This window comes from Halopseudomonas sp. (assembly GCF_047631575.1).
Taxonomy (GTDB): Bacteria; Pseudomonadota; Gammaproteobacteria; order Pseudomonadales; family Pseudomonadaceae; genus Halopseudomonas.
The window spans coordinates 12,438-26,726 of sequence record NZ_JBLIAB010000006.1 but is presented as its reverse complement, the minus strand read 5'-3'; the positions used below and the strand labels follow the sequence as shown (position 1 = coordinate 26,726).

At 56.0% G+C, this 14,289-nt stretch carries 13 protein-coding genes; 7 read left to right on the top strand and 6 right to left on the bottom strand.

All coding sequences use genetic code 11. From position 1 onward, the window contains the following. The first annotated feature begins 41 nt into the window (after window positions 1-41). Window positions 42-1,985: a TRAP transporter permease gene (locus tag ACJAXR_RS11810; RefSeq protein WP_415058474.1), complete on the top strand. Its 1,944-nt coding sequence runs from the start codon at window positions 42-44 to the stop codon at window positions 1,983-1,985. A gap of 236 nt (window positions 1,986-2,221) precedes the next feature. Next, on the top strand, window positions 2,222-4,339 hold the full coding sequence (locus ACJAXR_RS11805) for a methyl-accepting chemotaxis protein (RefSeq protein WP_415058602.1): 2,118 nt from the start codon (window positions 2,222-2,224) through the stop codon (window positions 4,337-4,339). Here ACJAXR_RS11805 and ACJAXR_RS11800 read toward each other — a convergent pair whose 3' ends face one another. Then, the gene (locus tag ACJAXR_RS11800; protein ID WP_415058473.1) at window positions 4,340-5,359 is read right to left on the bottom strand and encodes a cyclase family protein; all 1,020 of its coding nucleotides are present in this window, start codon (window positions 5,357-5,359) and stop codon (window positions 4,340-4,342) included. Window positions 5,360-5,561: 202 nt separating this feature from the next. Between ACJAXR_RS11800 and ACJAXR_RS11795 the strand changes: the two genes are divergently transcribed. Then, window positions 5,562-6,359 (top strand): undecaprenyl-diphosphate phosphatase, encoded by a 798-nt coding sequence (locus ACJAXR_RS11795; protein WP_415058472.1) that lies wholly within the window; start codon window positions 5,562-5,564, stop codon window positions 6,357-6,359. Here the strand turns inward: ACJAXR_RS11795 and ACJAXR_RS11790 are convergent. Then, window positions 6,356-7,024, bottom strand: a complete 669-nt coding sequence (locus ACJAXR_RS11790; protein WP_415058471.1) for a cupin domain-containing protein — start codon at window positions 7,022-7,024, stop codon at window positions 6,356-6,358. The genes ACJAXR_RS11795 and ACJAXR_RS11790 overlap by 4 nt on opposite strands. Before the next feature lie 179 nt (window positions 7,025-7,203). Between ACJAXR_RS11790 and ACJAXR_RS11785 the strand changes: the two genes are divergently transcribed. Continuing rightward, the gene (locus tag ACJAXR_RS11785; RefSeq protein WP_415058470.1) at window positions 7,204-8,541 is read left to right on the top strand and encodes a mechanosensitive ion channel domain-containing protein; all 1,338 of its coding nucleotides are present in this window, start codon (window positions 7,204-7,206) and stop codon (window positions 8,539-8,541) included. A gap of 93 nt (window positions 8,542-8,634) precedes the next feature. Here ACJAXR_RS11785 and ACJAXR_RS11780 read toward each other — a convergent pair whose 3' ends face one another. After that, window positions 8,635-9,156: a fasciclin domain-containing protein gene (locus ACJAXR_RS11780; RefSeq protein ID WP_415058469.1), complete on the bottom strand. Its 522-nt coding sequence runs from the start codon at window positions 9,154-9,156 to the stop codon at window positions 8,635-8,637. A 226-nt stretch (window positions 9,157-9,382) separates the two neighbouring features. Here ACJAXR_RS11780 and desA point away from each other — a divergent pair, with 226 nt between their 5' ends. Both desA and ACJAXR_RS11770 read left to right on the top strand, forming a co-directional pair. After that, window positions 9,383-10,573 (top strand): delta-9 fatty acid desaturase DesA, encoded by a 1,191-nt coding sequence (desA, locus tag ACJAXR_RS11775; RefSeq protein ID WP_415058468.1) that lies wholly within the window; start codon window positions 9,383-9,385, stop codon window positions 10,571-10,573. Between the two features lie 99 nt (window positions 10,574-10,672). Further along, the gene (locus tag ACJAXR_RS11770; protein WP_415058467.1) at window positions 10,673-11,563 is read left to right on the top strand and encodes a peptidoglycan DD-metalloendopeptidase family protein; all 891 of its coding nucleotides are present in this window, start codon (window positions 10,673-10,675) and stop codon (window positions 11,561-11,563) included. A gap of 66 nt (window positions 11,564-11,629) precedes the next feature. Here ACJAXR_RS11770 and rpmG read toward each other — a convergent pair whose 3' ends face one another. The 3 genes from rpmG to radC form a co-directional block, all read right to left on the bottom strand. After that, window positions 11,630-11,785, bottom strand: a complete 156-nt coding sequence (gene rpmG, locus ACJAXR_RS11765; protein WP_070882577.1) for a 50S ribosomal protein L33 — start codon at window positions 11,783-11,785, stop codon at window positions 11,630-11,632. Window positions 11,786-11,796: 11 nt separating this feature from the next. Then, window positions 11,797-12,033, bottom strand: coding sequence for a 50S ribosomal protein L28 (gene rpmB, locus ACJAXR_RS11760; RefSeq protein WP_415058466.1), 237 nt, complete (start codon window positions 12,031-12,033; stop codon window positions 11,797-11,799). A gap of 185 nt (window positions 12,034-12,218) precedes the next feature. Then, complete coding sequence (gene radC / locus ACJAXR_RS11755; protein ID WP_415058465.1) at window positions 12,219-12,893, bottom strand: RadC family protein; 675 nt, start codon at window positions 12,891-12,893, stop codon at window positions 12,219-12,221. A gap of 174 nt (window positions 12,894-13,067) precedes the next feature. Between radC and coaBC the strand changes: the two genes are divergently transcribed. After that, window positions 13,068-14,279, top strand: a complete 1,212-nt coding sequence (gene coaBC, locus ACJAXR_RS11750; RefSeq protein ID WP_415058464.1) for a bifunctional phosphopantothenoylcysteine decarboxylase/phosphopantothenate--cysteine ligase CoaBC — start codon at window positions 13,068-13,070, stop codon at window positions 14,277-14,279. The last annotated feature ends 10 nt before the right edge of the window (window positions 14,280-14,289 follow it).

Genomic DNA, 14,289 nt, shown 5'->3' with positions numbered 1-14,289 from the left:
CTTAACGGTTCGCCAGATCACGCTTTAGCACGAGGCAGCTCATGTCCGAAGAACAAGAATCCATCCGCAATCCAGTAGCCGGAAATCTGTTGCGTATAACCGCCGTCATGACCGCGGCGCTAGCCATTTATCAGATTTTCAATTTTGGTAGCTACACCGGCTTTACCATGTTGACCAGCCAGTACATATACGGGCTGCTGGCAATGATGCTGCCGATGGTGTTCATTGCCATCCCCGCCGGTCGCGGCCGGCGCGTCAACCAGACACCTTGGTACGATTGGATGCTGGCCCTGGCGAGTATCGGTTGTTGCGTGTTCTTCATTATCAATTCCAACGAGGCTGTGGATGAAGGCTGGGAGTATGCGGCGCCTCAGCGTGTGGTGTATATCAGCTTGCTGACATGGGCAATTGCGCTCGAAGCGACCCGCCGCTGTGGCGGCTGGCCGATTTTCATCGTTGTATTCATGGCCTCGCTGTTCCCGATGCTGGCGGGATATCTGCCCGACAGTTTCGCCGGTATTTCCACGCCGATCGACCTGGTTGCTATCTACCACACTAACAGTGATGAAAGTCTACTGGGCATTCCATCCCAGGCGTTCGCCAATCTGGTCATCGGCTTTTTGTTGTTCGGTATAGCACTGCAGCGCACGGGCGGTGGGAAGTTTTTTATCGACCTGGCGTTCGCGTTGCTGGGTAAGGTCCGTGGCGGACCGGCCAAGGTATCAATCTTCTCCAGCGGCCTAATGGGCTCGATGTCGGGCAGCGTGGTAACCAATGTTCTAACCACCGGACCACTGTCGATCCCGGCTATGCGCAAGGTCGGCTTCACCAAGACATACGCAGCCGGTGTCGAGACCTGTGCCTCGACCGGCGGCGTCCTCATGCCACCAGTCATGGGCGCCACTGCATTCGTCATGGCGACGTTTCTGGACATTCCCTATGGCGAGATCGCCTTGGCAGCAGCGATACCCTCTGCGCTATATTTCTTCGGACTCTTCGTTCAGATCGATTTCTACTCCGCACGCAACCGCCTCAAGGGCCTGCCAGCGATTGATCTGCCCAAGATAAAACAGACGTTGAAAGAAGGCTGGCATTACATTTTCGTCTTCGCCTTTCTTATCTGGATGCTGCTGTTCATGAAACAGGAGGCCATTGCACCCTTCTACGCCACCGCTTTGCTATTGGTAATCAACCAGCTACGCAAGCATAGCCGCTGGCAATGGAAGGATTTCAAGGAGTTCGCTGAGGCCTGTGGTGCGCTCTTTGCGGAACTGACCGGTCTTATGGCGGGCGTGGGCCTGATCATGGGTGCGCTGGCGGTTTCCGGCATGTCCGGCACCATTGCCAACGACCTGTTGTTTATTGCCGGTGGTGACATGCTGGTACTGTTGATCATGGGCGCGCTGACGAGCTTCATACTGGGTATTGGTATGCCAGTCACTGCCGCCTATATTTTCCTGGCGATAGCCCTGGCACCCGCGCTGATAAATGGCGGCATGAACCCAATGGCAGTGCATATGTTCATTCTCTACTGGGGCATGCTCAGCTTTATCACTCCGCCCGTTGCGATTGGCGCTTTTGCCGCGGCATCCGTCGCCGGCAGCAGTCCAATGAAGACCAGCTTCGTGTCGATGCAAATGGGTAGTATCATCTATTTCATACCCTTCTTCTTCGTGCTCGAGCCAGCACTGCTGCTGCAGGGATCGGCCTCGGAGATCATCATTGCGATCACCTGTGCCGTAGGCGGTATCATCCTGATTGCCGGTGGGCTGCAGGGTTACCTACCCAAACTGGGTGATTTAAGCGAGCGGGGTCTATTGCATTGGCCGCTGCGAGCCTTGTTTGTGGTCGGCGGCCTGTTCCTGGCGATGCCCTACAACCCCTATGTACCCGTTACCGAGGCCATGCTCTTCATTCTTTCGTTCGGTCTGATCGCACTCGCGGTAGGGACGACCTGGCTGCATCGCCGATGGGCGCCTGCCTGAGGGAACAAGTCGCGCCCAACTCCTGGCGCACCGGTTCGGGGCAGGCAAAGATCATGTCCCGGGTTAGGATGCTCCAAACACGTGCTAAGCCCGGACACACCTCTGAAACCCGCGTGGCAGAGAGGCCGCGTAGTTCGTAAAAATGCCGCTTTATATCTCTGGTGGGGCGTTTCTTGCAAAAGAAATCTTTTCCCTTCCCATCGGAGAGCACCCTAGTGTCCATTCGCAGTGATGAGATGACCCTCACAGGCGCTGAGCGCAGCTGGTTACCCTGGTTCGGCTCGGCCGGCAAACTTGGCATGGGCTGGGCTTGCTGGATAAACAACAATCGGTATGAGCAGCTAGAGGAAATATTCAATAGCGTGGCCGATACTCGCATGCGTCTGCTGCAGCAATGGTGCGACAACCAGTGGACCACGCTGCAGGGTATAGCCCGCGACCTGGAAGACGCTGGTACCACAGTGGACCATCAATACCTGCTGACACGGATACGCAAGATCGCCGATGCCAGTGAACTGTTTATTGTCAACGCTACCGGGTGCTCTCTGATAAGCACCGCCACACGGACGTCCTCCACTGCACTGAACCCGAAAGCGGTTCAAAGCGGTTTGTGTCAACCCTTCCTGCATGGCCCTTATATTGATCAGCGAACCAAAGCCCTCGGCCCATCAAGCTCCAGCTTTCATGATCCAGTAACACTGATGTTCTACCAGCCGTTGGAATACCAGGGCCAGCAGTGTTGTCTTTGCGCCCGTGTTCCAAACGACGTGCTCGGTGATCTGATCCAACGCGAGGCCGGTCACATCTATCAGGAATCCGGCGACAACTATGTGTTTATGGTCGAATCACGATTCGACTCAGGCATTGAGCCCGGCCGTGCACTTTCTCGCTCGCGCTTCGAAGACAATACCTTCAGCCACGGCGGCAACCTCAAGGAAGGCATCACCACCCAGTGGGGAACGGTCAACGTGCGCGAGCATACCGAGTTCGAGGTGCGCTTTACCGACCCGGCCACTAAAGCATTGCACCCAGGCGTGCGTGAGACCATCCGCAAGGGACAGAATTTGTTCGTCACTTATCCGGGCTACTCCGATTACCGTCACATTCCAGTCATTGGCAAAGGTGTGACTTTTAGCCTGAGTGGCTCTCCCGATCGCTGGGGTATGATGTGCGAAGCCGACCTAGAGGAGGTTTACCGATACCGATCCCTAAGTTATGACCTGATGAAGCAGTTTCTGGCTCTGATGTTACTCATCAGCTGCAGCCAGATTGCTATTGCCTACGCCGGCCTTGGCCAACCTTCTGCCAGTCTACTCAATCTGGGTGTAGTCGCTCTAAGCGCATTTTGGTTCTGGCGCCGCGGCACGCTGAAGCTGGCTAGGCGCATGGGTCGCATGACCGAGATCATCCGTAATATTGCTGAGGGTGAAGGTAACCTTAGCCAGCGCATGGACACCACGCGGCTGGTCGCTGACGAAACCGGCGAACTAGGGCGTTGGACCAACAGTTTCATCGATAATCTGGACACCATCGTTGGGCGCGTCAAACACGCCAGTCAACATGCGCTGCACAATAGCGAGCAAATGCTAGGACATAACGAGAAAGCCAGCGACACCGCAGAGGAGGTCACACTGACTATCCAGCAGATGCTCGGCATGATTGAAGCTCAGGTAAGAACGATCGATAGCGCTTCGCAGACAGCCGCGCAGATGAAACGCACCATGGCCGAGGTAGTGGAGTCGGCCAGTCAGCGACTGGAGACCCTCTCCGACGGTACACGCAAGATCCGCGATATCGTGGCAACGTCCGCCAGCAGTGTGCAGCAAGTGGACCAGCGCTCCGGCGAGATCGCCGGTATGGTCTCGATGATCACAGACATTACCAGCCAGACCAACCTATTGGCGCTGAACGCAGCAATCGAAGCTGCGCGGGCGGGGGAGCACGGTCGTGGTTTCGCTGTGGTCGCCGATGAAGTCCGCGCGCTTGCGTCACGCACCGCCAAAGCTGCTGCCGAGATCAATCAAGGCATCACTGCCATACGTGACGCGACCCACCAGGCTGTGAACCTGATGGAGCAAGGCGTTAGCGATGTTGACCAGCAACTGACCCGCGCCAGCAACGCGGCTAATGACAACGACAAGTTGCATCGGACGGTGGAAGAGCTGTTCGAGGTCATTGCAGTCATGGACACCAATAGCAAAGAACATGGCAGACAAGCGGGGCATGTGGCGGAAGTCACCGCCTCCATGGCCAAGGTCATCGGTACACTCCGATCCAGTTCGGGCCAGGTAAAGGAAACTGCAACCCGCCTGCACCAGTTGTCGGACAGCTTTCAGGTCAGCGCCGACCGCTGATCAGACCAGTGCCACCGGCGTTACCGGTGAACCTACTGCGCCAGGCAGGCGAAGCGGTGGCGCAGTGAGCATGAAGCGATTGCGGCCAGCCGCACGAAGGTACTGAGCAAGCTCGGTGAGATACCAAAGCTCGCCCAGATGAATGCCTAGCTTGAACAGACAGTGCTCGTGCAGCGGCAAGGCAGCGCAGCAACCCTGTCCCTCACGAGCAGGGTAAGCTTCTACGGCATAATTATCGGCAATCAGCAGGCTTAACCCGCTATCCGTAATCCATTGCAGCAGCGCCGGGTCGCGGCCGTCCAGTACGGCACAACTGGATGCCAATGTCTCTGCATCGGGCTGACGGTGCATGCTCAAAATCACATCAGCGAATCCGGTATACAGGCACACCATGTCACCGGGCTCGACGACGACACCGTCGGCCTGCATGATCTCTTGCAGCCGAGCATGATCGACCAGAACACGCTCGTGCCCGCAATGACGCTCCAGATCAATCATGACCGCCCGTCCACTGACCGCCGTTTCCGCCATCTTCTCGATACCCAGACGCTGCGCATTGACACCCTCGAGAACGTCCTCGTGCCCTGCCGGGCCCTGAATATCCTCCCCGGCCCGCCAGCCGTTGTAATACAAGGGCTCAGATTCGCCGTCACCATCGGCATCGAATAGGCTGCCAACATGCGACAACGCATCCCATTGGGTCGAGTATTGGGTATACAGGAGTACCGCATCGTCGCTGACCACATCGGTAAAGGACGGGTTGATCCGATTGAGTGCGAAGTTGTAGTTGAGCTTGTCACCACGGCCGGAGGTGAAACGCCTGGGCGCATGACGCAACCGGTTTAGGGCATTACCACCAGGGTAATCCAGTGGCAAGCTGAGGCAGAAACTGCGACCCTCGCGTACTTCAGCTACACCCTGTAGCACCTTGTCGGGGGTCAGCAGATTGAGTCTGCCCAGCTCATCGTTGGGGCCAAAGTCGCCCCAGTTGGATCCTTCGGGTCGGTGTTTCCAGCGCATGAGCAGCCATCCTCTTGTTCTTGTCGGTAGATATACGATGCCATGCCGCAACTATGCGGTCATCCTGATCACCATCCGTGTTGGTCGACCATAGCCAGGATAGCAGCGCACAACGGGCGTTTCATTGATCGGAACAGTCGCCTGAGGAAACCGGGCGTGGTTTAATTGCCGCCTGAATTCACTAGCGCAATGGATAGTCTTCATGGATTGGCTGCAAATCGTCGTTTTGGCCGCAATACAGGGTTTTACCGAATTCCTCCCGATTTCCAGTTCTGCTCACCTGATTCTCGCCCCTTTGCTGCTGGGCTGGACGGATCAGGGCCTGGCATTTGATGTGGCTTTACACCTAGGCAGCCTGGCTGCCGTGATGCTGTATTTTCGCCGCGATCTGGTCAACATGACTATCAGCTGGACCCGTTCGGTTACTCACCGGCAGCTGGATGATGACGCCAAGCTGGCCTGGGGTGTGCTTCTTGCAACCATACCAGTGGGTCTCGCGGGTCTTTTGTTGAAGGATGCGATCGAAGACCAACTGCGTTCGCCGCTGTATATTGCCGCCGGGCTGATCGTGTTCGGTCTGGTTCTGAGCTGGGCAGACTGGCGCCACCGCGGTGTCCGGGAGGTTAATCAGATGAGCTGGAAGGATGTGCTGTTGATTGGTCTAGCACAAGCTGTGGCTTTATTTCCGGGAACCTCTCGTTCGGGTATCACGATGACTGCCGGCCTGTTATTGGGGTTGAGCCGTGAAGCCACTGCGCGCTTTTCGTTTCTACTGTCCATTCCGGTTATCCTGATGGCCTGCGCGCTGAAGTCCTGGGATCTGTACAAATCAAGCCTACCGGTAGACTGGGTTTTCATGGCTGGTGGTGTGCTGATGTCGGGCATCAGCGCATTTTTGTGTATCCACTTTTTTCTAGCCTTTATCAGCCGTATTGGCATGCAACCCTTCGTCATCTATCGGATCATTCTAGGCATAGCTCTTATCTGGCTGTTTGCCTAGTACCCCCCCAGGTCGGCAGATTTAATCATCAATACCGCACCGTCCCGACTAGCCAACTTTTGACCGCCCATATCCGGACAGCGCAGCCAGCTAAGGGCCGGCAGATCACCTTCAGCATTTTGCAGACTACCACTAAGCACCAGCAGCTCTCCGTGACCCTGGGGCAACTCCAGCGCCTGCCCCGGCGCACAACATTGCAACAGCGTTATCTCACTGGCAAACCGGTGCAGTACGCACTCCACGATGCCATCGCTGCGCTTGCTCCATATCTGATCCGAAGGCAGCATGCGTACTTCACGGTCATCCTTATCGGCAAACTGGTTGAGTTTGACGAAAATCAGGCAACCCTGTTTCGAAAACGGGCTGTGGCTCGAACCTGCCGGACTGCGCAAATAGCTGCCAGCAGGGTAGTCGCCACCCTCGTCGCTGAATACACCGTCGAGCACCCAGATTTCTTCACCATCCGGATGTAAGTGCGCGGGAAAACGCGCGTTTGGCAAATATTCCACCAGGCTGGTTACCTGTCCACTTTCCGGCGCTTCGCGCTCCAAGGGCCAGCGCTTGACCGGAGCCTGGGGCGCCGTCTGCCAAGACTGGTCTCCAGGCCGAACACATACCGCTTCATGGCGATCCATATTGAGCGGCACAAAGGATTCAGTTGTCATACAACCCCATCGATATGTGATTAATCCTGACTGTAACATAGCTATTGAACGCAGAATGCCGGGGCATTTTCTTGGTCTGACATGGCATGATCATAGATGTGCGCCGGGTTACGTAGTCAGATCAGATCGAGCGCTAGCCAAACGTGCTCTGATTCGGGCCAAAGATAAAGGAACCAGCCATGATTAAACGCATCTTCACCGCCACGCTCGCGGCCTTAATCTGCCTGACGTTCAGCTCTCTGCCCGCGCTAGCACAGGATAGCGTCGAGTTGGGCCCGGAAATTCGGGTAACCAATACCCCTGACGACTCGGCGATTCGCTCGCGGCTGCAAGCCGTACTCGGGGCCATCGATATTGTCGACGACATCGAGGTCGACGTAAATCAAGGTGTGGTCACGCTGACCGGTGATGTACCGAACGCCCGCTCGGTACGGGAACTGATGGCTATAGCCCGTCGCGTCGAGGGGGTCATCCATGTGCAAAGCCGGCTTGTAGAAGAAACTGACGTTTCAGCACGGGTACGCCCAGCCACACAAAAATTTCAGGACATGGGCAATCAGTTACTCCAGCTTGCACACGTAATATTGGTGGCGCTGGTCGTGCTGATTGTGTTCTGGCTACTGGGACGCTGGGCTGGCTCGCGCGGCGCGTGGTTACGTCATATTGGACTCTCGGAGCTTGCATCCAATCTCGGTAAACGCATTATGCGGCTGGCCATAACCGGGCTGGGCGTGCTAATCGTGCTTGAGATTCTCGATGCCACGGCGCTGATTGGCGCTATCCTTGGGGTCGCAGGGGTAGCCGGCATAGCGGTAGGTTTCGCTTTTCGCAATATCGTGGAAAATTATCTAGCCGGCGTATTGCTGAGCGCGCGCAATCCCTTCGATGTCGGCGATATCATCGAGGTCGGCACATTTAATGGCACCGTTATGCGTCTCACATCACGCGACACGGTATTGATGACCCGCGATGGCAACCATTTACGCATACCCAACAGTCTGATTATCACCTCGGCAATGACCAACTTCACGCGCAATCCCCTGCGGCGGCTGGAGTTCATGGTAGGTGTCTCGGTCGACTTCAACTTGCAGGAAGCACGCAAACTGGGGGTTGATACACTAGCCTCCACGACTGGGATTCTGCCAGATCCGGAACCGCAGGTACTGGTAGCCGAACTGGGCGATAGCACCGTGCAGTTGCGCTTTCTAGCCTGGATCAACCAGCGCGACAGTGATTTTCTGAAGGCCCGCAGCGAGGCTATCCGCCAGGTCAAAGCGGCGTACGATCAGGCCGGCATCGAAATGCCCGAACCAATCTATCGCATTCACTTGCGCGGCCCTAGCTCTCCGGCAACAGCTATCGAGGCCCCCATGTCGCCCCACCAGGTTCCAGCCAAGGACACCTCACCCTCGTCGCCCACGTTAGCCGAGGATGTCGCCGCTGATACCACCATCGACCAGCAGGTTGCCGCTGACCTGCGCGCGTCCAACGAAGAGAACCTGCTACAGAAAACCTGAGAGACACTGACATCAACCAAGGCCGATAAAGAGTACCTTGAGTCAATAAAAAAGGCAGACCAAAGTCTGCCTTTTTGCTACCAACAAAAAATATTACATACCGGGCATCAGTACCGTATCAATCACGTGAATCACGCCATTGCTGGTCTCGATATCCGTTTTGACTACAGTCGCTGAATCGACCATTACGCCATCAGTCGCATCAATCGTCAGTGAGCTGCCCTGCACTGTTTCAGCGCTTGTCATGCCGACCACATCAGCCGCCATTACCTTGCCGGCAACCACGTGATAGGTCAGTACTGCAGTCAGTTTTTCCTTGTCCGCCAGCAAGGCATCGAGGTCAGCAGCAGGAATCTTGGCAAAAGCTTCATCAGTGGGAGCAAAAACGGTGAACGGGCCCTCGCCTTTCAGCGTCTCAACCAGATCGGCAGCCTGCACTGCGGCAACCAATGTGTTGAAGCTGCCTGCAGCGACAGCTGTATCGACAATGTCCATTTTCGCCATACCAGCGTGATCATCAGCGTGGACAGGCACCGCGACCAGCATGCCTGCTCCCAGAAAAGCGAACATCAAATGACGGGCTTGGCGGGTAAAATGTTGAGTAAATGCAATCATGAGACTCTCCAAAAATAGTGACGTTAACTAGCACTACTTTTGTACACTACTTATACAAATATATCCCCCATGTACAAGATAAGTTACATACTCTCTCTCGCCACCTGCGCGGCGCAACCACAAATGACTGACGGTCGTGTCATTTGTGGTTGCGCTGATACATAATCGAGCCTCAGTAACGTCGCCGATGCAGCAAGAAAAGTCTTCAGAGAGGTAACTACAGACCATGTGGTATCAAGGTTCATTACAACTATCCGGCTGGCAAATACTTGCCGTGACACTGGTCCTGACCCATATCACCATTGTCAGCGTGACCGTTTATCTACACCGTTATTCAGCCCATCGCGCGCTGGAACTTCACCCGGCGCTAAAGCATTTCTTCCGTTTCTGGTTGTGGCTTACAACCAGCATGAATACCCGTGAGTGGACTGCAATCCACCGCAAACATCACGCCAAATGCGAAACAATCGAGGATCCTCATAGCCCCGTGCACAAGGGCCTAGCAACGGTATTGCGCAAAGGCGCCGAGCTCTATAAGGAAGAGGCCAGAAACGAAGACACCCTTCGCATCTACGGCAAGAACTGCCCGGACGACTGGATCGAGCGCAATCTGTACAGTCGCTTTCAGCTAGCCGGTGTAACGCTCCTCGCCATCATAGATCTGACACTATTCGGCGTACTGGGTATAACTGTATGGGCGATACAGATGATGTGGATTCCCGTTATGGCCGCAGGCGTTATTAATGGTCTGGGTCATGCCCTGGGCTATCGCAATTTCGAGTGCCGGGATGCTGCCACCAACATCCTCCCATGGGGTATCATCATCGGCGGTGAAGAACTGCACAACAATCACCACACCTATCCCAACTCGGCCAAGCTATCGGTAAAGAAATGGGAATTCGATATCGGCTGGATGTGGATTCGTCTATTCAGCATGCTGGGCCTGGCCAAAGTCCGACGCACGGCACCTATTGCCCACCGTATAGAGGGTAAGCAGACCCTGGATATGGATACTGCAATGGCAGTGCTGAACAACCGTTTTCAGATCATGGCGCAATATCGCAAACTGGTCATCAAGCCGCTGGTTTCTCAGGAGATGCAGCGTGTCGATGACTCCGCCCAGCATCTGTTCCGCCGCGCCAAAAAACTGCTGAGCCGGGAAAGCAGCTTGCTTAGCAGTCGCAACGAAGAGAGCCTCCAGCAGGTTCTCGAGCACAGTCAGCGTCTGCGGTTAATATACGAAAAGCGCCTGGCGTTGCAGCAGATCTGGACGCGAACCAGCGCGAATAGTCACGACATGCTGCATGCTCTTCGCGAATGGTGCGTCCAAGCGGAGGCAAGTGGCATAAACGCGTTGCAAGATTTCGCTGCGACATTGCGCAGCTACTCGCTGCAGCCCGCACCAAGCGCTTACTGACCCCCGCAATACTAGCCCGGATGCACGGCTCGCCAGAGTCCGCTGATCGGGTTACCATTGAGCCATACGCATTTCTATTCACTATGAGGGTTGCAAAGGATGCGAACCTTTTTTCTGGGCCTGACGCTACTTCTGGCGAGCCCTCTGCTGTACGCCTCGACTATCTACAAATATACCGACGCTAACGGCGTGGTGACCTATACCGACAAGGAGGTCAAGGGCGCGCAGGTCTTTACGTTCCGTGACGCCATGGTCGAAACTTTCGATCAACAGGTCTATGTCACGACCAAGAAACATCCGGGTGGCGAAACGCTGATCGTGCACAACGAGCTTTACGCTCCGGTCGAGGTCGAGCTGAGCATCGAGTCGGCGCGACATTTGACCGGAGTACCTGAGAAACCCGTGCGCTGGGTACTGCAACCCCGCGAGCAGATTCGTCTGCTGACGCTAGCGCCAGACGGCACCGGAGCCCCCAGCTTCAGTTACAAGTTGCGCCATGCGCTGGGTGATCCCCGGGCTAAGCATGCACTGATAGATTACCCGTTGCCCTGGAAAGGCGGCCCCTTTCGCGTCACGCAGGGGCCTGGTGGTGGCTACAGTCACACAGGCGCAAAAGGTCGATACGCCATCGACATCGCAATGCCTGAGGGCACACCGATCATGGCGGCCAGACACGGCGTTGTCATCAAGATAGAAAACAATCAGAACGGCCGTGGCACCCATCCTTCGGGCAATTTTGTGCGGCTGCTGCACGATGACGGCACGATGAGCGTCTATTTGCATCTCAAGCAGCGCTCGGTGGTGGTCAATGAAGGTCAGCGAGTGCGCACCGGCAGTCTGCTCGCGCAGTCGGGCAATACCGGAAACAGTACCGGTCCTCACCTGCACTTTGTCGTACAAAAGAATGTGGGCCTGGACACCGTATCCATCCCCTTCGCTTTCACACAGCCTGTGGACCGCCTGCCGAACTTTGCAGTTGGCGGAGAATAGGCCAGGGTGATAATCAGCAGACAACAAAAAACCCGCCGAGGCGGGTTTTTTGTTGCAAGCCAGATCTTACTTGATCTTGGCTTCCTTGTAGTTCACGTGCTTGCGAACAACCGGATCGAATTTCTTGATTTCGATCTTATCGGGAGTAGTACGCTTATTCTTGTCGGTAGTGTAAAAATGACCAGTACCGGCAGAAGAAACCAAACGAATCAATTCACGCATGGGACTGCTCCTTAGACTTTTTCGCCGCGGGCGCGCATTTCAGCAAGCACTACATCGATACCGCGCTTGTCGATGATGCGCATGCCCTTAGTGGACGTACGAAGACGTACAAAACGCTTCTCTGCCTCAACCCAAAAACGATGGTGCTGCAGGTTAGGCAGAAAACGACGTTTGGTTCTGTTGTTAGCGTGGGAAACATTGTTCCCAGTCACTGGACCTTTACCGGTCACCTGACATACTCGAGACATGGTTAACCCTCTCCAACCACTTGCCCAACCCGAACTGGTTGGAAGCCATAAATTAATTTGTTTTCCAGCCGGGGCAAGCATCATACAGACTCGCCAAATGAATCCGTGCAAGCGCAGCCCCGAGAAGAGCGGAGCTTTATACCAAAACATGCCCTCGCAAGCAATGACTTTTAATTTTTAGGGCGTTATATCAACCCTCGCTCGGCAAAGGATACGGGCTCACCATCACCTATAACAAGGTGGTCAAGCACGCGGATATCCACCAATGCCAGCGCCTCCTTCAGCCGCCTGGTGAGCATTTGGTCAGCCTGGCTGGGTTCGGCCACACCCGACGGATGGTTGTGCGTCAGAATCAATGCGGCGGCGTTACAAGCTAATGCCCTTTTGACCACTTCTCGCGGATAGACGCTGGCGCTGTCGAGCGTGCCGCGAAACAGCTCCTCGAAAACAATCACCCGATGCTGATTATCCAGAAACAGGCAAGCAAAGACTTCGTGTGGCAGATGAGCCATACGGCTGCGCAGGTAATGCCGCACCGCACCCGGCGACGTCAATGCGGTCCCGCGCTTGAGATCCTCGAACAAGTGTCGGCGCCCCATTTCCATGACTGCCTGCAATTGTGCGAACTTGGCCGGGCCCAGTCCAGCATGTAGACAGAAATCAGCCTGTTCGGCATGCAAGAGCGCACGCAAGCTGCCAAACCCAATCAATAACTTCCGCGCCAGATCGACTGCGCTGAGTCCAGGCAGGCCGGTACGCAGAAAAATAGCCAACAACTCAGCATCAGATAGCGCTGCAGCGCCCTGATTGAGTAACTTCTCACGGGGCCGCTCGGCCACTGGCCAGTCGGTAATAGGCATACGCCGTTCCTTGCGTCGAGAGCACGTACTTCCTGTTCGTGCGCAGTGATATGAAAATTTAGTATAGAGGCTGTAATCTGACCGGTCGAGGTGCAGGCCTTGATGCTTGTGCTGTGGTATTTTAGGTGGGTTTTGCACACGTAGCGCCACGGGCGCACTAGCTGGGGGTCAGACATGCAGCGGTTGGTGAACAAGAGAGTGCTCCTGGGTGTCAGTGGCGGCATCGCGGCTTACAAGAGCGCGGAGCTTATACGTCGCCTTCGCGATGCCGGCGCAGAAGTCCGTGTCGTCATGACGCAGGCTGCTCGCGAGTTCATCACACCGTTGACGCTACAGGCGCTATCCGGCCATCCGGTTCACGGGGATCTGCTTGACCCCGCTGCTGAAGCCGCCATGGGACATATCGACCTGGCCCGCTGGGCCGACCTAGTGCTGATTGCGCCGGCCACAGCAGACCTGATGGCGCGACTGGCCCAGGGCCGCGGAGATGATCTTCTGACGACCCTGGTGCTGGCCTCAGATGCACCACTGGCAATAGCTCCGGCAATGAACCAGGCGATGTGGCGCGATCAGGCCACTCAGGCGAATCTGGCCCTGCTGCGCGAGCGGGATGTGCGCATCTTCGGGCCAGCTGCCGGCGAACAGGCCTGCGGTGATGTAGGGCTGGGTCGCATGCTCGAGCCTACCGAGATCGCCGCTCTGGCCAGCGCATGTTTCGAGCGAAAGCTGCTGACCGGCAAGCATGTGCTGATTAATGCCGGACCGACACGGGAAGCGATCGATCCTGTACGTTATATCTCCAACCACAGCTCCGGCAAAATGGGCTTCGCACTGGCCGAAGCAGCTGCCGAAGCGGGTGCCAGAGTCACCCTGGTCGCCGGGCCGGTCCATTTGCCAACGCCGCCGCGAGTTGATCGCATCAACGTAATCAGCGCACGGGATATGCAGGCGGCCTGCGAGGCCGCACTGCCCGCTGACATCTTCATCGCTTCTGCTGCGGTAGCTGACTACCGTCCGGTGGATTATGCACCCAGAAAACTCAAGAAAGATCCCCAGGCCAATGCCGGCCTGGTTTTAGAGCTGGTACCCAACCCGGACATCCTGGCCGAGATCGCCAGCCACGCGCAGCGACCTTGGTGCGTGGGTTTTGCCGCAGAGACCCACGACGTCCTGGCCTATGCCCGCGATAAGCTCACCCACAAGAATCTTGACCTGATCATCGCCAACGACGTCAGCGCGCCTGGTATTGGCTTTAACAGTGATGATAATGCGGTGACTTTGATCGATCGCGCCCTACACCAGGAGCACCTCCCGCAAGCAAGCAAGCAAAAGCTTGCTCGGCAGATTATCGGCTACATAGGAAATCACCTCGACGCGATCGAATGAGGGTTAAAAA